This is a genomic window from Burkholderia sola (assembly GCF_905400185.1).
GTDB lineage: Bacteria > Pseudomonadota > Gammaproteobacteria > Burkholderiales > Burkholderiaceae > Burkholderia > Burkholderia sola.
In genome coordinates, this window is sequence record NZ_FR989676.1 from 1023814 (window position 1) to 1041988 (window position 18175).

19 protein-coding genes and 2 pseudogenes are annotated in these 18175 nt (G+C 68.1%); 14 read left to right on the forward strand and 7 right to left on the reverse strand.

Annotated elements, in window-relative coordinates:
- Positions 1 to 81 precede the first annotated feature (81 nt).
- Positions 82 to 567, reverse strand: coding sequence for an SRPBCC family protein (locus KR541_RS21170; RefSeq protein WP_124555264.1), 486 nt, complete (start codon positions 565 to 567; stop codon positions 82 to 84).
- Entirely contained in the window at positions 539 to 904 is a 366-nt protein-coding gene (locus KR541_RS21175; RefSeq protein ID WP_124555265.1) for an ArsR/SmtB family transcription factor, read from the reverse strand. The genes KR541_RS21170 and KR541_RS21175 overlap by 29 nt, the downstream gene beginning before the upstream one ends.
- Positions 905 to 1123: 219 nt before the next feature.
- On the opposite strand from KR541_RS21175, the gene KR541_RS21180 reads away from it, so the two are divergent.
- Both KR541_RS21180 and KR541_RS21185 read left to right on the forward strand, forming a co-directional pair.
- Positions 1124 to 1654, forward strand: a complete 531-nt coding sequence (locus KR541_RS21180) for a GNAT family N-acetyltransferase (protein ID WP_089489861.1) — start codon at positions 1124 to 1126, stop codon at positions 1652 to 1654.
- A gap of 25 nt (positions 1655 to 1679) precedes the next feature.
- Complete coding sequence (locus tag KR541_RS21185) at positions 1680 to 2258, forward strand: hypothetical protein (protein ID WP_089489860.1); 579 nt, start codon at positions 1680 to 1682, stop codon at positions 2256 to 2258.
- A 48-nt stretch (positions 2259 to 2306) separates the two neighbouring features.
- Here the strand turns inward: KR541_RS21185 and KR541_RS21190 are convergent, their stop codons facing one another.
- Entirely contained in the window at positions 2307 to 2885 is a 579-nt protein-coding gene (locus KR541_RS21190; RefSeq protein ID WP_050012171.1) for a TetR/AcrR family transcriptional regulator, read from the reverse strand.
- Between the two features lie 342 nt (positions 2886 to 3227).
- Here KR541_RS21190 and KR541_RS21195 point away from each other — a divergent pair, with 342 nt between their 5' ends.
- Entirely contained in the window at positions 3228 to 3932 is a 705-nt protein-coding gene (locus tag KR541_RS21195) for an SDR family oxidoreductase (RefSeq protein WP_089489858.1), read from the forward strand.
- A 62-nt stretch (positions 3933 to 3994) separates the two neighbouring features.
- Here KR541_RS21195 and fabV read toward each other — a convergent pair whose 3' ends face one another.
- Positions 3995 to 5197: an enoyl-ACP reductase FabV gene (gene fabV / locus KR541_RS21200; RefSeq protein ID WP_050012169.1), complete on the reverse strand. Its 1203-nt coding sequence runs from the start codon at positions 5195 to 5197 to the stop codon at positions 3995 to 3997.
- Positions 5198 to 5359: 162 nt separating this feature from the next.
- Here fabV and KR541_RS21205 point away from each other — a divergent pair, with 162 nt between their 5' ends.
- The 6 genes and pseudogenes from KR541_RS21205 (at position 5360) to KR541_RS21230 (ending at position 10525) form a co-directional block, all read left to right on the forward strand.
- Positions 5360 to 5893 (forward strand): GbsR/MarR family transcriptional regulator, encoded by a 534-nt coding sequence (locus KR541_RS21205; protein WP_050012168.1) that lies wholly within the window; start codon positions 5360 to 5362, stop codon positions 5891 to 5893.
- An 88-nt stretch (positions 5894 to 5981) separates the two neighbouring features.
- The gene (locus KR541_RS21210; RefSeq protein WP_089490016.1) at positions 5982 to 7298 is read left to right on the forward strand and encodes an SDR family oxidoreductase; all 1317 of its coding nucleotides are present in this window, start codon (positions 5982 to 5984) and stop codon (positions 7296 to 7298) included.
- Positions 7295 to 7765 (forward strand): DUF2269 family protein, encoded by a 471-nt coding sequence (locus KR541_RS21215; protein ID WP_089489857.1) that lies wholly within the window; start codon positions 7295 to 7297, stop codon positions 7763 to 7765. Before KR541_RS21210 ends, KR541_RS21215 begins: the two co-directional genes overlap by 4 nt.
- Before the next feature lie 145 nt (positions 7766 to 7910).
- Positions 7911 to 8333: pseudogene (locus KR541_RS21220) on the forward strand (DUF393 domain-containing protein); the annotation flags it as partial.
- Positions 8330 to 9829: a TIGR01777 family oxidoreductase gene (locus KR541_RS21225; protein WP_089489855.1), complete on the forward strand. Its 1500-nt coding sequence runs from the start codon at positions 8330 to 8332 to the stop codon at positions 9827 to 9829. The pseudogene KR541_RS21220 and the gene KR541_RS21225, both read left to right, overlap by 4 nt.
- 72 nt (positions 9830 to 9901) lie before the next feature.
- Positions 9902 to 10525 carry a glutathione S-transferase family protein gene (locus KR541_RS21230; RefSeq protein WP_050012163.1) on the forward strand — a complete coding sequence of 208 codons (624 nt, stop codon included), beginning with the start codon at positions 9902 to 9904 and terminating at the stop codon, positions 10523 to 10525.
- A gap of 78 nt (positions 10526 to 10603) precedes the next feature.
- On the opposite strand, the gene KR541_RS21235 is transcribed toward KR541_RS21230, so the two are convergent.
- A complete protein-coding gene (locus KR541_RS21235) occupies positions 10604 to 12025 on the reverse strand; it encodes a serine hydrolase domain-containing protein (protein WP_216089767.1) in 1422 nt (473 codons plus the stop codon).
- A gap of 242 nt (positions 12026 to 12267) precedes the next feature.
- On the opposite strand from KR541_RS21235, the gene KR541_RS21240 reads away from it, so the two are divergent.
- The 5 genes and pseudogenes from KR541_RS21240 to KR541_RS21260 all read left to right on the forward strand — a co-directional run bounded on the left by KR541_RS21240 (position 12268) and on the right by KR541_RS21260 (position 16432).
- Complete coding sequence (locus KR541_RS21240) at positions 12268 to 12687, forward strand: HIT family protein (protein ID WP_050012161.1); 420 nt, start codon at positions 12268 to 12270, stop codon at positions 12685 to 12687.
- Between the two features lie 263 nt (positions 12688 to 12950).
- Positions 12951 to 13115 (forward strand): hypothetical protein, encoded by a 165-nt coding sequence (locus KR541_RS21245; RefSeq protein WP_162838116.1) that lies wholly within the window; start codon positions 12951 to 12953, stop codon positions 13113 to 13115.
- 156 nt (positions 13116 to 13271) lie between these two features.
- A pseudogene (locus KR541_RS21250) lies at positions 13272 to 13932 on the forward strand (methyltransferase family protein).
- Between the two features lie 379 nt (positions 13933 to 14311).
- A complete protein-coding gene (locus tag KR541_RS21255) occupies positions 14312 to 14749 on the forward strand; it encodes a hypothetical protein (protein ID WP_050012159.1) in 438 nt (145 codons plus the stop codon).
- 846 nt (positions 14750 to 15595) lie between these two features.
- Positions 15596 to 16432, forward strand: a complete 837-nt coding sequence (locus tag KR541_RS21260) for a bifunctional allantoicase/(S)-ureidoglycine aminohydrolase (protein ID WP_050012158.1) — start codon at positions 15596 to 15598, stop codon at positions 16430 to 16432.
- 81 nt (positions 16433 to 16513) lie between these two features.
- Here the strand turns inward: KR541_RS21260 and KR541_RS21265 are convergent, their stop codons facing one another.
- Both KR541_RS21265 and KR541_RS21270 read right to left on the reverse strand, forming a co-directional pair.
- Complete coding sequence (locus KR541_RS21265; protein WP_050012157.1) at positions 16514 to 16927, reverse strand: hypothetical protein; 414 nt, start codon at positions 16925 to 16927, stop codon at positions 16514 to 16516.
- A gap of 248 nt (positions 16928 to 17175) precedes the next feature.
- Complete coding sequence (locus KR541_RS21270; RefSeq protein ID WP_216089768.1) at positions 17176 to 17970, reverse strand: aminoglycoside phosphotransferase family protein; 795 nt, start codon at positions 17968 to 17970, stop codon at positions 17176 to 17178.
- Between the last annotated feature and the right edge of the window lie 205 nt (positions 17971 to 18175).

Below are 18175 nucleotides of genomic sequence, written 5' to 3' on the forward strand. Positions count from 1 at the left end.
CGCCCGGCGTGTCGTCATGCTTCCTTCAGGAATCCTAGGCGCGAGCGCGGCGGCATGCAATGACCGCACGCGCAGCGGCGTTCAGCGCAGGGTGGCGGCGAACGCGTCGAGCTGCGTGATGCAGGTGTTCCAGCCCTCGAAAAAGCCGAGCGCTTCGTGGCGCTCGCGCGTCGCGGCGTCGGGATGCATCACGCGCGCCTCGTAGCGGCTGCCCGCGTCGTCGTCGGCCATCGTGACGATCGCCGTGAAGCCCAGCCACGGCGTCTGCGGCCGCCAGCCGCCCGCGAGCATCGACGTGAACGCGATGTGCGATTCCGGCACGATGTCGAGGAAGCAGCCGGGGTTGTCGCTCGTGCCGCCGTCGGGGCCGCGCATGAACGTATGGAAAGCGCCGCCCGGCCGCAGGTCGAATGCGCGCACCTCGGTGGTCCATGGTTTCGGGCACCACCATTCCTTCAGCAGTTCCGGGTCGGTCCATGCGCGCCACAGCGCGTGGCGTGGTGCGCGCAGCGTGCGCGTGATGACGAGATCGTGGGCTTCAGCGGGGTCGACGTGGCTGGCTGACATCTTGCTCCTCCTGGTGACGGCGTTCGACGAATTCGACGAGACGATCGGATCGCGCTTCCCACTGCGCGCGCTGCGCGGCGAGCCATGCCTCGGCCTCGGTCAGCCGGCTGCCGACCAGCGCGCAGGTGCGCGAGCGGCCGGTTTTCCGGGTCTCCACGAGGCCGCTGCGCTCGAGCACGGCGACATGCTTCATGAACGACGGCAGCGCCATGTCGAACGGCGCGGCCAGCGCGGAGACGGTCCGCTCGCCATGGCCGAGCGCGCTGACGATCGCGCAGCGCGTCGGATCGGCGAGCGCATGGAACACGTCGCTGATGTGGAGGGGAAGGTTATCCATTCGGCTAAGTGTAGGCGATGTCGACGCCGGTGCAACGACAATTTTCGTCGCGTACGATGATGGGGCGGTAACGCGCGCCGACCGGGCACGGCGTTGCCGGGCGTCTGTCGCGGGCCGCCGTGGTGGGCGCCTCGACACCCGGCCGGCGTTCGTTCCGATCCCGCCCCATGCCGAACCCGCGCGTGCGGCCCACCTGACTACCTGATTACCGGAGATGGCATGACCGAACCTGTTACCGTCCGCCGCGTCGGCACGAGCGAAACGATCGCCTGTGTCGATGCGCTGGCCGACGTGCTGATCGATTGCGTCGAAGGCGGCGCATCCGTCAGCTTCATGCTGCCGATCGAGCGGGCGACCGCCGTCGCGTTCTGGACGCGCGTGGCCGAAGGCGTCGCGAACGACGAGCGCATCCTGCTCGTCGCCGAGGACGGGGCCGGGCGGATCGTCGGCACCGTGCAGGTCGTGACCGCGCAGCCAGAGAACCAGCCGCATCGCGCGGATATCGCGAAGATGCTCGTGTCGCGGCACGCGCGCCGGCAGGGCGTCGCCGCGCGCCTGATGGCCGCGGCCGAAGCGGCCGCGCGCGACGCCGGCAAGACCGTGCTCGTGCTCGACACGGTGACGGGCGGCGACGCCGAACGGCTGTACGAGCGGGCCGGCTGGCAGCGCGTCGGCATCGTGCCGAACTACGCGCTGATGCCCGACGGCGCGCTGTGCGCGACGACGTATTTCCACAAGCAGCTCGCGTAACGGCATCCGTCAAACCGCTGCCTCGATGAAACGCTCCCATGTCGCTTTCGCCCTCACGGGCCTGCTGGTCGCGCTGCCGATTGCCGCGTATGCGCTCGTCAAGCCGCTGCGCGTCGTCGCGCCCGCGCTGATTCCCGGCGTGTCGTGCCCGAGCGCCGACATCTGCACGGACGATGCCGCGAAGCTCGACGACGCACGGCAGCTCTATCGCGACGGCTACGCGCGCGCGGCCGCGGCCGTCGGCGCGTTCCGGGCTTCGCCGCGCGTCGTGTTCTGCTCGACGCGCGCGTGCGCCGATGCGTTCGGCCTCGGCTCGCGCGCAGCTCTGGCGCTCGGCGATTTCGGCGTGGCGATCGCACCGCGCGGCTGGCAGACCTACTTTCTCGCGCACGAGCTGATCCATCACCGGCAGGCGGAAGTGCTCGGCAACGTCGCGGTCGTGACGAAGCCGCGCTGGCTGATCGAAGGAATGGCGTATGCGCTCAGCGACGATCCGCGTCATCCGCTCGCGCAACCGTTCGAATCCTGGCGCACGCAGTTCGCCGCGTGGAATGCGGCGCGCGGCGCGCAGCCGCTGTGGGACGCCGCGCGGGTGGTGGAATAGCGGGAATGACGGCAATGACGATCGCGCGCGACCGGCCCCGCCATGCCGCTACGCCGGCACGGTCGGATCGTCCGGCTGCCCCACGAGCGTGCGCCGCCCCGCGTCGAGAATCTCGTCGGCCAGCGCCGGATCGGTGCCGGCAATCGCGCGCGACAGCACGAGCGCGCCGATCATCTGGCTGAAGACGGCGAGCGCGTCGCGGCGCGCGTCTGCCGAGCCTTCGGCGGCCAACGTCCGCTCCAGCCGGTCGAGATAGCCGGCGACGCCGCGCGTGTAGCAGGCGCGCGCCGCGTCGGTCAGCCGCGGCGCATCGCCCGCGAACCCCGACAGCGGGCAGCCGCCTTCGACGTTGTCGCGATGCGCGGTCGACAGGTAGGCTGTCACTTGCTTCGCGACGCTGCCGGCACTCGGCGAATCCGCGCGGTCCTGCATGGCTTTCTCCATCACCGCGGCGACCAGCGCATTTTTCGATTTGAAATGGTTGTAGAAGCCGCCCTGCGTGAAGCCGGCTTCCTTCATCAGTTCCGTCAGCCCGACGGCCTCGACGCCGCGCACGCGAAACAGCCGCTCGGCGGCCGCGACGATCGCGTTGCGGTTTTCCGCGGCCTGTTGTCTCGAGACGCCCATCGATCCCTCCCTCTTTCCCGCAATTGCGTCGATTGAAAAACACAATGGTGATCACCATTGACGTGCCGACCTCGCACTGGCACCATGCTGCGCAAAGACGATGGTGATCGACATTGAGATTCAAGTGTAGCCGACTTCGCGGACGAAGCGAAGCAACCCGGCGCAGCATGGATCGAAGTCGGTCGGCGTCCAGGGTGCGGCGAGGCGCGGGCGGCGGGACGGCCCGGCTGGCGGCACCGGCGGTGCAACGGTTCGGTACGCGATGGCAGCGTGGTTTTTCACCGGATTCCGGGCGTGTGGCGAACCGGCGCGCACGGGATTCAATCTCCGAAAGGAAGGGTCATGAAGATCGAAGGTGCAGTCGTTTTCATCACGGGCGCGAACCGCGGGCTTGGCCTCGAGTTCGCGAAGCAGGCGCTCGAGCGGGGTGCGCGCAAGGTCTACGCGGGCGCACGCGATCCGGCCAGCGTGACGCTGCCGGGCGTCGTGCCCGTGAAGCTCGACGTGACCGATCCGGCGGCGGTCGCGGCGGCCGCCGAGGCGGCGCGGGACGTCACGCTGCTGATCAACAACGCCGGCATCGCGCGGCTCGGCAGCCTGACCGACGACGGCGCGGTCGATGCATTGCGCGCACACCTGGAGACCAACGTGTTCGGGATGCTGGCGATGTCGCGCGCATTCGCGGGAACGCTCGCGGCCCACGGCGGCGGCGCGATCCTGAACATCCTGTCGGTCGCGAGCTGGACGAACCGGCCGATCCTGTCGGCCTACGGCGTATCGAAATCGGCCGCATGGGCGCTGACCAACGGGCTGCGCCATTCGCTGCGCGAGCAGCGCACGCGGGTGATCGGGCTGCATGCCGGCTTCATCGATACCGACCTGACGGCCGGCCTCGACGTGCCGAAAGCGACGCCGGCCGACGTCGTGCGCCAGGCATACGACGCCATCGAAGCGGGAGCGGAGGAAGTGTCGACCGACGAGTTCACGCGGCAGGTGAAGGCCACGCTGTCGTCGGGCGTCTATCTGGAAGAACCGGCGCCGCGTTGACGGCGCCGGTCGTGCGAATCCGCCACCCCGCGCCGAGAGCGCGGCGGCGGCGGATCGACCCGTCAGACCGTCGTGTCGATGATGCCCGGGATCTTCACGTCCGGGTTCACGTCCGCGTCATAGTCGACGCCGGCGATCTCGAAGCCGAACAGGCGCAGGAACTCGGTCTTGTAGCCCGCGAAGTCGGTCATCTCGTACAGGTTCTCGTTCGTCACCTTGTCCCACATCGCGACGACCTTCGCCTGCACCTGCGGATCGAGCTCCTTGTAGTCCGCGCGCAGGCGGCCTTCTGCGTCGACGTGCGGCGTCGCGCCGTACAGGCTGTCCTTCAGGAGCCCGTACACCTGCTCGATGCAGCCTTCGTGCGTGCCCGTTTCCTTCATCACCTTGAACAGCAGCGACAGGTACAGCGGCATCATCGGGATCGCCGAGCTGGCCTGCGTGACGACGGCCTTCAGCACCGACACGCGCGCATCGCCGCCGTGCGCGGCCAGCTTGTCGCGGATCGACAGCACCTTCTTGTCGAGATCCTTCTTCGCTTCGCCGATCGAGCCGTTCCAGTAGATGTCGTGCGTGATCTGCTCGCCGAGGTACGTGAACGCGGTGGTCTTCGCGCCGTCGGCCAGCACGCCGGCGTCGGCCAGCGCGTCGATCCACATCTGCCAGTCCTCGCCGCCCATCACCGCGACGGTGCCGTCGATCTCTTCCTGCGTCGCCGGCTCGAGCGACACTTCGCGGATCACTTCCTTGTCGGTGTCGAGCCCGCGGAACGTGACGGCCTTGCCGACCGGCTTGAGCGTCGAGCTGATGGTTTCGCCCGTCTTCGGGTGCGTGCGGCGCGGCGCGGCGAGGCTGTAGACGACCAGGTCGACCTTGCCGAGATCCTGCTTGATGGTGTCGATCGTGACCTGCTTGACCTCGTCGGAGAATGCGTCGCCGTTGATGCTGCGCGCATACAGCCCCTTTTCGGCGGCGAATTTCTCGAACGCGGCGCTGTTGTACCAGCCGGCCGTGCCGGGCTTCGTTTCGCTGCCGGCGCGCTCGAAGAACACGCCGAGCGTGTCCGCGCCCGAGCCGAATGCGGCCGAGATCCGGGCGGCGAGGCCGTAGCCGGTCGACGCGCCGATCACGAGCACCTTTTTCGGGCCGTTGGCGATCGGGCCGTGCGAAGTCACGTAATCGATCTGTTCCTTGACGTTGGCTTCGCAGCCGACCGGATGAGTCGTCACGCAAATGAAGCCACGCACGCGCGGTTTGATGATCATGGGAGAACCTCTAGTCAGAAAGGCGGGGACGGCCTGAAATCGGAAAAATCCCGCGCATTGTAAAGGAAGCGGCCGATCGCGGGCGGGCACGGACGGCAGGCGTCGGATCGCCCGGTTATTTCTCTCTTGACAGAAATAACTGAAAAAACTAAATTCCCCACCATGGAACTCACGCCGATTGCCGAACGATTCATTCTCCACTGGGGCGAAATGGGCTCGCGGTGGGGCGTCAACCGTACTGTGTCGCAGATTCACGCGCTGCTCTACCTGGCCGGACGGCCGGTTGCGGCCGACGAGATCGCCGAGACGCTCAACGTCGCACGCTCCAACGTCAGCACGAGCCTGAAGGAGCTGCAGGCGTGGCGGCTCGCGAAGGTCGTGCATGTGCTGGGCGATCGCCGCGACCACTTCGAGACGTCGACCGACATCTGGGAGTTGTTCAAGCTGATCGTCGAAGGGCGACGGCAGCGCGAGATCGAGCCGACGCTCACGGTGCTGCGCGATTGCCTGACGAATCCGGACATCGCGAACGAGAGCCGCGAGACCGAGCAGCGCATTCGCGACACGCTGCAGTTCGTCGAGACGCTCACGACCTGGTCCGACGAAATGCTGCGGCTCAAGCCCGATACGCTGATGAAGGCGCTCGGCATCGGCGCGAAGATCAGCCAGACGGTCAGGCGCAAGCCGTCGAAGTAAGCAGTAACGGCGGAGCGGGCACGCAGCCCGCTTTTTTCGGGGTTGATATTTCTGTCTGTACAGAAATAACTGTAAATATAGGATGAGCATGAACGCAGTCTTGCCGTCTACCTCCCCGCCCGATCGCACCGGCGCACGCGGCATGACCGTGCTCGTCTGCGGCGCGAACGGCTTCATCGGGCAGGCGCTGTGCGCGCGGCTCGAAGCCGGCGGGCATCGCGTGTTGCGCGGCGTGCGCCGCGCGGCCGGCCCGCACGACGTCGCGATCGACTTCGCGCAGGACGTCGATCCGCAAGCGTGGCTCGCACGGCTGAAGGGCGTCGACGTGGTGATCAACGCGGTCGGCATGCTGGCCGATCGACGCGGCGCGACGCTCGATGCCGTGCATCGCGCCGCGCCGTGCGCGCTCTTTACCGCGTGCTGCCTGGCCGGCGTGCGGCGCGTGATCCAGATCTCGGCGCTCGGCGTCGAACGCGGCGATACGCGGTACTTCGCGAGCAAGCGTGCAGCCGATCGTTTCCTTCAGACGCTGCCGATCGACTTCCGCATCGTGCGCCCCGCGCTCGTCTACGGGGCGGCCGGCGCGTCCGCGCGGTTTTTCCGGATGCTCGCGAGCCTGCCCGTGCACATGTTGCCGGCGGGCGGCCATCAACGGCTGCGCCCGGTGCATGTCGACGATCTCGCCGAAGTCGTGGCGCGGCTCGTCGTACAGCCGGGCGATTCGCGGGCGGCCGACAGCCGGGTGATCGACGTGGTCGGCAGCGACGAAGTCGAATACCGCGAGATGCTGGCCGGCTACCGCGCCGCGCTCGGATTTCCGCCGGCGGCCCGCGTGACGCTGCCGGGCCCGCTGGTCGGCGCGGCGGCCGCACTGCTCGGCACGCTGCCGGGGGCGATGCTGACGCGCGACACGTGGGCGATGCTGCGCGGCGGCAACACCGGCGACCCGACGGCCGTCACGGCTGTGCTGGGCCGGCCGCCGCGCGGCCTCGGCAGCTTCATCGGCGCGGAAGCCGGCGCATTGCGCCGCGACGCGCTCGCGATGTGGCGGCGCCCGGTGCTGGTGGGCGCGCTCGCGATCGTGTGGATCTGGACGGCGATCGCGAGCGCGTTCATCCATCCGCTGCACGCGAGCCTCGCGCTGCTGGCGCCTGCGCACCTGACGGGCCTGCCCGCGCTGATTGCGCTTTACGCGGCCAGCGCGCTGGATTTCGCGTTCGGCATCGCGACCGTCGTCGCGCCGTCGCGGCGCCTGTGGGCCGCGCAGGCGGCGCTGATCGTCGCGTACTCGGCGGTCATCGCGGTCACGATGCCGGGCCTGCTGGCCGAACCGTTCGGCCCCGTGCTCAAGAACGTGCCGATCCTCGCCATCCTGTTGATCCTCTATTCAGAAGAACACGCATGAATACCTATCTCGTCATCAAGGCGCTTCATATCCTGTCTTCGGTGCTGCTGGTCGGCACGGGGTTCGGCACCGCGTTCTACCTGTTCTTCGCGAACCGCACGCGGTCGGTGCCCGCGATCGCGGCCGTGTCGCGGCTCGTCGTGCGCGCGGACTGGTGGTTCACGACGCCGGCCGTGATCTTCCAGCCGGCGTCCGGGCTGTGGCTCGCGCACACGGCCGGCTGGCCGTGGCATACGCCGTGGCTGCTCGCATCGATCGTGCTGTATGCGGTCGCCGGTGTGTGCTGGCTGCCGGTCGTGTGGCTGCAGCTCGAACTTGCATCGATGGCGAAGCTCGCGCACGCGAACGGCGATGCCGCGTTGCCCGAGCGCTACTGGCGCTATGCGAAGCGCTGGGAACTGCTCGGCTATCCGGCGTTCTTCGCGATGCTGACCGTGTATTTCCTGATGGTGGTCAAGCCGATGTAAGTCTGCCGCCGTCGCGTGGGGGCGGCGGCGTACGCGGGACAGCAGTCAATCGATCGATTCATGATGCTTGCGATAACAAGAAGGAGTGCGAAGCATGGGATCAAGTGAAATGGTTCTCCACTTCGATGGGCGATGTCCGCTCACCCCGCGCCGCATCGTCGTGCGCTGGATGTACGCAGCCGCGATCGCGCACCTGCTGGTCGGCGCAGCCGCTCCGTGGATCGCCGGCGCATCTTGGCTCGACGCGTATCACCGCGACATCGAGTGGCATTTCTGGACGGGAGCCGCGCCCGAAGCCGCGCGCGCCCAGCAGGTCTGGTGGATGTCGCTGCTCGGCGCGACGGTGCAGTGCGCGTCGGTCTGGATGCTCGCGCTCGTCCATCTCGGCAACCGGCTGCGGAAACGGGAAGTGTGGGGCTGGCTGCTGGCCGGCCTGTCGGTCTGGGCGCCGCAGGACATGCTGTTGTCGTGGCAGGCGCAGGTGTGGAGTCACGTGGCGATCGACGTTGCCGCACTCGTCGCGATGGCGCCGCCGCTCGTCTGGCTTTGGAGGAGGGATACCGCATGAACACGTTGCCTGCTTTCGACTGGGCGCTCAACCTGCTGATCGTGCAGGGCGCGATGGGCGCATTCGACACGCTTTATCACCACGAACTCACGCAGGACCTGCCGCACAGCCCGCGCGCGCGGCTCGAGCTGGCGATTCATGCGGTGCGATCCGTGCTGTACGGCCTCGTGTTCGCGTCGATCGCGAACGTCGCGTTTCACGGCGCGTGGGTCGCGGCGCTCGCGACGGTCGTGCTCGTCGAAGTGGTGCTGACGTTGTGGGATTTCGTCGTCGAGGACCAGAGCCGCAAGCTGCCGGCGACCGAGCGCGTGCTGCATACGCTGCTGGCCGTCAACGGCGGCGCGCTGTTCGGAATGGTCGCGATGCAGCTCGCCGTGTGGGCGCACGAACCGACCGCGCTGCACGCGATCGACGTCGGCTGGCGTGGCTGGTTGCTCAGCCTGTTCGCCGTCGGCGTGACGCTGTCGGGCGTACGCGACGGGATCGCAGCATACCGCATCGCGCCACGCGCGCCGGCCGCCAACCCGTTCGCCCGGCAGCGGCCGGGCAACGTACTCGTTACTGGCGGGACCGGCTTCATCGGCGAAACGCTCGTGAACCAGTTGCTCGATGCCGGGCATACGGTCACGTTGCTGGCACGCGATCCGTTGTGCGCGGCTTACCTGTTTCAAGGCCGCGTGCGCAGCGTGACGTCGGTCGAGCAGCTGCAGCCGCACGAGCGCTTCGACACGGTGATCAATCTCGCCGGCGCGCCGGTGCTGGGCGCACGCTGGAGCAAGCGCCGGCGGGCGCTGCTGCTCGCCAGCCGCGTCGGCGTCACGCAGGCGCTGATGCGCTGGGTGGAAACCGCCGAGGTCAAGCCGCGCACGTGGATCCAGGCGTCCGCGATCGGCTACTACGGCGTGCGGCCGGGCGACGAACGGCTCGACGAGGGCAGCAGTACCGGCGCCGGCTTCATGTCCGAGCTGTGCCGGCAGTGGGAGGCGGCCGTGCAACCGCTCGAGCGCCACGGCGTGCGCGCGGTGGTGCTGCGGCTGGGCATCGTGTTCGGCCCGGGCGGCGCGTTGCGCCCGATGCTGCTGCCGCATTACGTCGGGCTGGGCGGCCGATTCGGCGACGGCGCGCAGGTGATGAGCTGGATTCACCGCGACGACGTGCTGCGGATCGTCGCGCGAGCGATGTCCAATGCGGTGATGCATGGCGTCTACAACGCGGTCGCACCGGTGCCGCTGACCCAGCGCGCGTTCGTGCAGGTCGTGACGAAGGTGCTGCGCCGTCCGGCGTTCCTGCACGTGCCGGCCGCGCCGCTGCGCGCCGCGATGGGCGAGATGGCCGAGCTGCTGCTGGACGGGCAGCGCGTGGTGCCGGCACGGCTGCATCAGGACGGATTCATGTTCCGGTTCCCGACGGCCGAGCACGCGCTGCGCGACCTGACGAACCGGCCGCACACCGATTTCGCGCCCGCGGTCTGCCGTTTCCCGCGAGGTCGTGTATAAATTCGGCGTGAACGCGTTCGGCGTGTGCCGTGCGCGCCGAACGCTCCGCACCCGACCTCACAAGGAGACTGCATGCTGCACGTCCTCGGCAAGATTCCGTCCATCAACGTCCGCAAGGTGCTGTGGTTGTGCACCGAACTGAACCTGCCGTTCGAACAGGAAGACTGGGGCGCGGGCTTCCGCACGACCCACGATCCGGCCTATCTCGCGCTGAATCCGAACGCGCTCGTGCCCGTCATCAAGGATGACGATTTCGTGCTGTGGGAATCGAACACGATCATCCGCTACCTCGCGAACCGCTACGGCGGCGATGCGCTGTATCCGGCCGAGCCGCAGGCACGTGCGCGCGTCGACCAGTGGATCGACTGGCAGGGCTCGGACCTGAACCGCTCGTGGGTCGGCGCATTCCTCGGCCTCGTGCGCAAGTCGCCCGACCATCAGGATCCGGACGCTATCGCACGGTCGATCGCGGGCTGGACGACGCACATGCGCGTGCTGAACGCGCAGCTCGACAAGACCGGCGCGTACGTGGCCGGCAACACGTTCACGCTCGCGGATATCCCGATCGGTTTGTCGGTGAACCGCTGGTTCGGCACGCCGTTCGAGCATCCGGACCTGCCGGCGGTGTCGCGCTACATCGAACGCCTCGCGACGCGCGAAGGATTCAAGCAGTACGGCGGCAGCGCGAATCCGTAATGCAGCACGGATAGCGCGTGAAGCGGCGGCGTCGTCACGGCCGCCGCCGTAGCGCGTGCGGCGGGCAAGCGCCCGTCGTCACGCACCGGGGGCCGGCACCGCGTCGAGCACGCGCGCGAGAAACGCCTCGTGATTCCACGCGGCTTCCGGCTGCGACAGCCCGAGCCGCACGATCACCAGCTCGCGGCTCGGCACCACGCTCACGAACTGACCTTCATGGCCGACCGCATGAAACGCGTCGACCGGCATCGCGCGCGCATGCGGATCGGGATCGTTGAACGGCTCCGGCACCTTCACCCACAGCTGCGCGCCGAATTCCTGCCGCGTCGACTGCGGCGTCGCGCGCGTCAGGTAATGCACCCAGCCTTCCGGCAGCAGCCGCTGCCCGTTCCACACGCCGTCCTGCAGCAGAAGCTGACCGAAGCGCGCCCAGTCGCGTGCGCTCGCATACAGGTACGACGCGCTGACGAGCGTGCCGGACGCATCGGGCTCGAACACCGCGCTGCGCATCCCGAGCGGCGCGAACAGCGCGCGGCGCGGAAACGCGAGGTAGTCGGCGTCGCTGCCGCCCAGCGCTTCGCGCATCACGCGCGCGACGATCGCGCTCGTGCCGCTCGAGTACGACCACTGTGCGCCGGGCGTCGCGGCAAGCGGCTTCGCCGACGCGAACCGCGCGGTATCGGGCTGCGTGAACAGCATCACCGCGACGTCGGACAGCGGGTCGTCGTAGTCCTCGTTGAATTGCAGGCCGCTCGTCATCCGCAGCAGTTCGTCGAGCGTGATGGCCGCGCGCGGATCGCCGCTGCCGTGCCATTCGGGCAGCAGCGCCGACGCGTCCGGCGACAGCTTGTGCCGCGCGACCAGCGTGCCGACCAGCGCGGCGGTCACGGTTTTCGTCATCGACCAGCCGGGCAGCGGCGTGTCGGCCGTGAAGCCGCGCGCATAGCGTTCGGCGATCACCTGGCCGCGCCACATCACGACGACCGCGCGCGTGCGCCGCGGCCGCGCCGGATCGGGTTCGTCGAACGCGCGGTCGAGCGCGGTCTGCAGCTTGCGTGCGTCGATGCCGGCGGGCGGCGTGGCCGGTGCGGGTGGGTCGGGCGGCGCGACCGGCGGATCGGGGAGGGGCGGCAACGCGGCCGGCAAGGTGGCCGCCGCCGCACCGGTCGGGGCCCCGAGTGCGAGCGTGCAGCCGAGCCCGGGTCGGAAGTCGGCTTCGCGTTCGGCGAAGCCGGCGAAGGTCGCCATCGCGCGATGATGGTCGGGATCGAGCGACGGGCGTACCAGTTTCAGCAGCGGATGGACGCCGGCCATGATGTCGACGTCGATCACGGACGCGGCCGGGCGGCCCGACACGAACACGCCCGAGCACAGCGCCTTGGCCGCATAGCCGGTCGCGATCGGCGCGAGCCGGGACAGCATGTAGCCGGTGTAGCCGATAGCGGCCACGAGGGCGAGCGCGACACCGCGCAGAATCAGCTTCTTGAGGGGGATCGTCATGCGCGAGCGTCCTCGGTGGCGTGCCGGCCGGCAACGATCCGGCAGTGTCGCAGGTTCGGGCGATGCGTTGCAATCGCGGCCGCGTGACGCGTGACGACGATCGCATGCGGTCGCGTTGTCGCCTGCTCGACGATTCGGCGCGCGTCGCGCGTCGCGCGAGTTGATATCGGGCCGGCCGTCGGCCGATAATCGTCCGGCATTGTTGTCCCAGTCCCACTGTCCAATCGAGATCGGAAAACGCCATGTCCTACGACAACAACAACCCGTTCGCCAAAATCCTGCGCGGCGAACTGCCGTGCGTGAAGGTCGCCGAAGACGACGCGACGCTCGCGATCATGGATCTGATGCCGCAGGCCGACGGTCACGTGCTCGTGATCCCGAAGGAGCCGGCCGCGCAGATCTTCGAGCTGTCCGGCGACGCGGCCGCGGCCGGCATCCGCATGGCGCAGCGCGTCGCGGCGGCGGTGCGCGCGGCGCTCGAGCCGGACGGCGTGTTCATCGGCCAGTTCAACGGCGCGGCAGCCGGCCAGACGGTCCCGCATGTGCATTTCCACGTGATTCCGCGCTGGGAAGGCGCGGAGCTGCGGATGCACGCGCGGGACATCGCCGACGCCGCGACGCTCGAAGCGCTCGCGCAGCGCATTCGTGCCCGCTTCGTGTAACAACCCGTCCGCACCCGGCGCGGCGGCCGTCCACCGGCCGGCCGCTGCGCCGCCAGAGCCTGTTTCAGCGGTCACACCAGGTAACACGTGTAACCGCCCGGGAAACTCGGCCGGCCGGGCCCGGCGCTAGACTCCGCGCATTGTTTCATCGAGCGACAGGAGGGGCGGATCGCCTCTTCGTGCCGGCCGTCGCGTGGTGCGGCGACACGCGGCGGCGCGGTCTTCGCGAGATGCCGTTCGTCTTTCGCGCCGGGAACCGAGCCATGTCCAGACTTCTCATCACGCTTGCCCTGATCGGCGGCCTGTCCGGCTGCTATGTCGCGCCGCCGTACGGCTACGCGCCCGCGCCGGCCTACTACGGCTATGCCCCCGCGTATTACGCGCCGCCCGTCACCGTCGGCATCGGCGGCCACTTCCACATCCGCTGATCCGTCGCAGCACGCCGGCCGCGGCCATACCGGCCCGGTCGGCTGCCGTTGGCCGGACGATGCCCGCGCGTTCGCGCGCCGCATCACGGTGCTGCACGGCGCGCGGGCTGCGCGGTTCCTATACTTCACAGGAATGCGTATCCCCGCGAGGCCGTCATGACAGCCACCCCCAAGGTCATCGTTCTGTCGAGCCTGTCCACGCTCGTCTATCTCGGGCTCGCCGTGCTCGGCATCGGCGGGTTCGCTGCATTCTTCTCGCATCCCCCAGCTGACCGTCGTCGCGCTCGCGACGCTCGCGATGGCCGTCACCGCGCTGTTCACCGAAGGCAACCTGAGCAGCGGCGAGCGCGAGCGTCGCGACAACCGCTGGGTGCTCGGGGCGTTCGCGGTGAGCGGCTTCCTGCTCGCGTACCTGCCCGCGCTGACCGACCGGCTCGACGTCTGGACGTTCGGCGGCGACACGGTGCGCTGGATTGGCGTCGCGCTGTACCTCGCGGGCGGCGTGCTGCGGATGTGGCCCGTGTTCGTGCTCGGCAAGCGCTTCAGCGGGCTCGTCGCGATCCAGCCGGGCCATACGCTCGTGACCGGCGGCATCTACAGCCGCATCCGCAATCCCAGCTATCGGGGCCTGGTCGTCAATTCGTTCGGCTGGGCGCTGGCGTTCCGCTCGGGCGTCGGCGTGCCGCTGGTCGTGCTGACGTTCGTGCCGCTCGTCGCGCGGATCCGCTCGGAAGAGGCATTGCTGCGTTCGCAATTCGGCGCCGAGTACGACGCGTACTGCGCGCGGACGTGGCGGTTGCTGCCCGGCGTGTACTGACCCTCTTCATCTTCTCCCTGACCGTCGTTCGGAGGCCCACGCCGCGGCATGTGCAGATGTGTTGCCACGTGTGTCTCGAATGTGCGGCCGCTTGCATCACCGGCCTGTCGCGATGCGGGGCCAGAACCGTGCCGAAGCCAATGCCGGCAAGGGTTTCAGCCAGATTCGGCGGGTGCGTTTATCGTCTGTTATTCGTAAACAACTTGTTACCACAATGTCCACGGCAGGAATGCGGGACCGGTGCTATTCTTCGCCGCAAGCTCGTTGAAATGAATTGGTCCGCGGTTCGGCACAATGCCTGCCCCGACGTCGATCGATTCAGATCGTCGTACCGAGCGGACCTCGATAACCAGAATTGCGAACAAGGAAGAATACGGGAATGTGGAAGAAAATCGCCCCCGCTCTCGTCGTCGCCGCGTTGACCGGCGCGACTGCACTGCCGGCAATGGCCGGTGACTTGAACAACGCGCTCGGCGGCGCGCTCGGCGGGGTTGCCGGCGCAGCGGTCGGCGGCGCGGTCGGCGGCAGCACGGGCTCCGTCATCGGCGGCGCGATCGGCGGCGGCGCCGGCGGCGCGGTGACGTCGAACCGTCGCGAGCGCACCGGCGCGATCATCGGCGGCGCCCTCGGCGGCGGCGCGGGTACCGCGGCAGGCAACGCGATGGGCGGCCGCACGGGCGGCCTGCTGGGCGCGGCCGTCGGCGGCGGCGCCGGCGCGGCACTCGGCGGCAACATGTCGCGCAGCTCGTACGATCGCGATCACGGCGACCGCGGCTACCATCGCCGCAAGCATCGCCACCACCGCGACTGGGACTGATCGCCGCTGGCGCGGTCCGGTGCGCGACCCGCGCACCGGCGCGCCGACGGCGTCGGCATCCCGACGCGAGCCTCAGCCCGGCGCGCTGCCGGGCCGCTTCGCCGGCCACGCCGGCGATTCTCCTCCGGCTTCATCAGCCGCTGCCATGTGCCCGATCGACGGGCCGGCAATTCTCCTTCCGCTGTTTTCTCCGCTTCTCGACGACACCCGTTGCCGCGTCCGAATGTGCGCGGGCAGGGTCGGCCGAATGCCGTCCACTTTTCCTTCGACACGTCGGCTCGTTCTGACCTGACCGTATCTCGCGGCCCTGCCGCAGCGGTCCGCTGCCGCGCACGTTTCGACTGCCTTCGATCCGCGTAACGGGATGCATCGAGACCGGCGCTTTGCACGCTGCGTTGTCGTGCACGGACCCATCGCGCGAGCGTTCGCAACCGTCAGGATTTCCCCGATAGCCGGCGCGCCCCGCAACGCTTCCCCACCGCACATCGCGGGCGCCGGTGGGTAGTGCGAAATCGAATGCATGTCATCGCAACATTTAATTGGTCGATCGAGATCGACTTCGCTATCGTCGGCGATGCTCGCGTACCGAGTCGAACCGTGCCGCCATCCGCGCCTCGCTGCATGATCGCGAGGGCCGCGGCCTGACCGCCGGCCCGACCATCCGGGCCGCCGCGTCCGCTCGACGGACGGACCCGATGCGAAGCCTGGCCGACCGACCGAAGGCGCATGCGCTTTCAAGCCACCCCGGCAACGACGTCCCGCCGTCGTCTGCGCGTTTCACGCGCAGGCGAACCGCCCGACGCCGTTTGCGCCCGGGGCCGGACCAACCCATTGCCTGGATGCACTATGTCTAAGACAACGTATTACGCGCCGCATGGCGGCCACCCGCCGCAGACGGATCTGCTGACCGATCGCGCGATGTTCACCGAGGCGTACGCGGTGATCCCGAAGGGAGTGATGCGCGACATCGTCACGAGCTGGCTGCCGTTCTGGACCCACACGCGCCTGTGGGTGATCGCGCGCCCGCTGTCGGGTTTCGCGGAAACCTTCTCGCAGTACATCGTCGAAGTGAATCCGGGCGGCGGCAGCGACAAGCCCGAGCAGGACAAGCACGCCGAAGCCGTGCTGTTCGTCGTCGAAGGCGAAGCGGAGCTGACGCTGCAGGGCAAGCAGCACACGCTGAAACCGGGTGGTTACGCATTCATTCCGCCGGGCGCGGACTGGACGCTGCACAACGTCAGCGATGCCGCGGTGCGTTTTCACTGGATCCGCAAGCACTATCAAGTGGTCGACGGCATTCCGCTGCCGGACGCGTTCGTGACGAACGAGCAGGACGTCGAGCCGATTCCGATGCCGGGCACCAACGGCGCATGGGTGACGACGCGCTTCGTCGACATGAGCGACATGCGTCACGACATGCACGTGAACATCGTGACGTTCGAGCCGGGCGGCGTGATTCCGTTCGCCGAAACGCACGTGATGGAGCACGGCCTGTACGTGCTGGAAGGCAAGGCCGTTTATCGGCTGAACCAGGACTGGGTCGAGGTGGAAGCCGGCGACTTCATGTGGCTGCGCGCGTTCTGCCCGCAGGCATGCTATTCGGGCGGGCCTGGGCGGTTCCGTTATCTGCTGTACAAGGATGTGAACCGTCACATGAATCTGACGCTGAACCCGGCGCGCTGAAGGCACGGCGCAGGTCGGATATGAAAGCCCGTCGGTGTTTGCCGGCGGGTTTTTTTTCGCGTTCAGCGTAGGGTCAGACAGTCAGCGGATAGGCTGTCCGACAACCCGAGCCCACACCGCCCGAAGGCGTCGCGCGCGGTCTTCGAAGAGATATGACGCCGCAAGCGCCAAGAGACCTGAAATCGCACCCGTCACGATGTGCTCGACATAGGGGATGCGGTAATGACTCGTGTGCGAGTAGGCGTCGCCCAACGTCGTCAGGACGCCAACGATCAGCGCATTGCCGTATCGATGCGCGTAGAGTTTCGAGACGGGCGTGAAAGTCAGAAGTATCGCCAGGAGCCCGGTCAGCAGACCCGTATGAAAGGCGATAGTCCAGTGGGTAACGCTCATGACGTTTCCCCAGCTCCCGGGCATGCAGGTCATGCACGCGCTGGTCGGCTGCCAGAAGCGCTGGATAAACAGTCGGACGCGGTGCTTCCACTCGGTTGACATGATGCGTTTCCATCAATGCCGTCGTCACGGCCGTTGCCACTATACGTAGATGGGTCGGCGGTGCGCCGTCGAGGCCGGGTAATCACCTCGATATCGGGGAATACTACTCCACGATCAGATGGCCGCGGTTTCGAACGAGCCCGGAGTTCAGCGCTTGCGTCTATCTGTGCGGCACCGTCCGTCCGGTGGTCTTCGCCGCTTCCCCGCAGACATTCGCGATGGGCTGTTTTCATGGTCGATGCGTATCGCTACAGCCCGAGCGCAGCCGCCGCAAGCATCGCAACCTGCAGCCGCGTATCGGCCGGCTGCTCGTCCTCCATCAACCACACCGCCGACAGCCCGGCCCACGCGAGTATCCACTTCAACAACCGTCCCCGTTCGAGCCGCGCCGCATCGGCCACGACCACGACACGCCGTTCGAAACGCACCGGATCGACCGCGATCTCATGCGCAGGATTGCAGAACAGATTCGCGTAATCGAACGCGTGCTCGCCGCGCAACCCTTTCGGGTCGATCGCGCGCCAGCCGCGATCGCCGAAATGAAGCATGTTGTCATGGTGAATGTCGCCGTGCAGCACGACTTCGTCGACGGATGGCCCGGCCAGCAACTGACGAGCGACCGCCGCCGAACGGCGCAGCGCATCATTGTCGGCATCGCTCGACAGCAACGCATAGAACCAGTCATGCAGCGGCACGACCTGCGGCACCTGCGGCGCACGATGCGCGTGCAGCCGCGCGACGACGTCGCACGCGATGCGCATCGTGTCGTCGTCGTGGCCCGCGGCCGACAACACGGCGAGCGTCGGCGCCGGTTGCGCGCGTTCGAGCAGGATCGCGTCGCCGTCGTGCTGCCACACTTGCGCAGCGCCTTGCCCGTTCCACCACGCCATTAGCGCATTTCCACGCCGCTCTTCGTCGCAAGTGGCGACTTTCAGCATCGCGGGCCGCGCATGCCAGACGACCGGCAGCAGGCCGCCGCTTGCGGTCAGGATCGGGCCGCCGTCGGGGACGAGGCTCCACAGGTCGAGGTATCGATCGAACATCCGACGATGGTACAAGCGAACCGGCTCGCGCGCCCGGCGCGCTCGTCGCGACGAATGCCGCAAACCCGCATACACGGGGCGAGCGGGCTCCAAAGCGCTTTCCTAAATAAAATTTAGCCAGCCAAACTTTGGCTAAAGAATGTTCCGGTTTCATGCCATCCCTTCGACAATGCGCGCCTTTCGTGACCGATCGGCGCGTGTCTCG

Excerpts from the sequence above, each read along its gene's own strand:
- KR541_RS21265 (WP_050012157.1), bottom strand. The coding sequence starts at position 16,927 with ATGTCAACCGAGTGGAAGCACCGCGTCCGACTGTTTATCCAGCGCTTC.
- KR541_RS21225 (WP_089489855.1), top strand. The coding sequence starts at position 8,330 with ATGAACACGTTGCCTGCTTTCGACTGGGCGCTCAACCTGCTGATCGTG.
- KR541_RS21215 (WP_089489857.1), top strand. The coding sequence starts at position 7,295 with ATGAATACCTATCTCGTCATCAAGGCGCTTCATATCCTGTCTTCGGTG.
- KR541_RS21230 (WP_050012163.1), top strand. The coding sequence starts at position 9,902 with ATGCTGCACGTCCTCGGCAAGATTCCGTCCATCAACGTCCGCAAGGTG.
- KR541_RS21245 (WP_162838116.1), top strand. The coding sequence starts at position 12,951 with ATGTCCAGACTTCTCATCACGCTTGCCCTGATCGGCGGCCTGTCCGGC.
- fabV (WP_050012169.1), bottom strand. The coding sequence starts at position 5,197 with ATGATCATCAAACCGCGCGTGCGTGGCTTCATTTGCGTGACGACTCAT.
- KR541_RS21235 (WP_216089767.1), bottom strand. The coding sequence starts at position 12,025 with ATGACGATCCCCCTCAAGAAGCTGATTCTGCGCGGTGTCGCGCTCGCC.
- KR541_RS21195 (WP_089489858.1), top strand. The coding sequence starts at position 3,228 with ATGAAGATCGAAGGTGCAGTCGTTTTCATCACGGGCGCGAACCGCGGG.
- KR541_RS21270 (WP_216089768.1), bottom strand. The coding sequence starts at position 17,970 with ATGTTCGATCGATACCTCGACCTGTGGAGCCTCGTCCCCGACGGCGGC.
- KR541_RS21240 (WP_050012161.1), top strand. The coding sequence starts at position 12,268 with ATGTCCTACGACAACAACAACCCGTTCGCCAAAATCCTGCGCGGCGAA.
- KR541_RS21185 (WP_089489860.1), top strand. The coding sequence starts at position 1,680 with ATGAAACGCTCCCATGTCGCTTTCGCCCTCACGGGCCTGCTGGTCGCG.
- KR541_RS21180 (WP_089489861.1), top strand. The coding sequence starts at position 1,124 with ATGACCGAACCTGTTACCGTCCGCCGCGTCGGCACGAGCGAAACGATC.
- KR541_RS21255 (WP_050012159.1), top strand. The coding sequence starts at position 14,312 with ATGTGGAAGAAAATCGCCCCCGCTCTCGTCGTCGCCGCGTTGACCGGC.
- KR541_RS21210 (WP_089490016.1), top strand. The coding sequence starts at position 5,982 with ATGAACGCAGTCTTGCCGTCTACCTCCCCGCCCGATCGCACCGGCGCA.
- KR541_RS21205 (WP_050012168.1), top strand. The coding sequence starts at position 5,360 with ATGGAACTCACGCCGATTGCCGAACGATTCATTCTCCACTGGGGCGAA.
- KR541_RS21260 (WP_050012158.1), top strand. The coding sequence starts at position 15,596 with ATGTCTAAGACAACGTATTACGCGCCGCATGGCGGCCACCCGCCGCAG.
- KR541_RS21170 (WP_124555264.1), bottom strand. The coding sequence starts at position 567 with ATGTCAGCCAGCCACGTCGACCCCGCTGAAGCCCACGATCTCGTCATC.
- KR541_RS21190 (WP_050012171.1), bottom strand. The coding sequence starts at position 2,885 with ATGGGCGTCTCGAGACAACAGGCCGCGGAAAACCGCAACGCGATCGTC.
- KR541_RS21175 (WP_124555265.1), bottom strand. The coding sequence starts at position 904 with ATGGATAACCTTCCCCTCCACATCAGCGACGTGTTCCATGCGCTCGCC.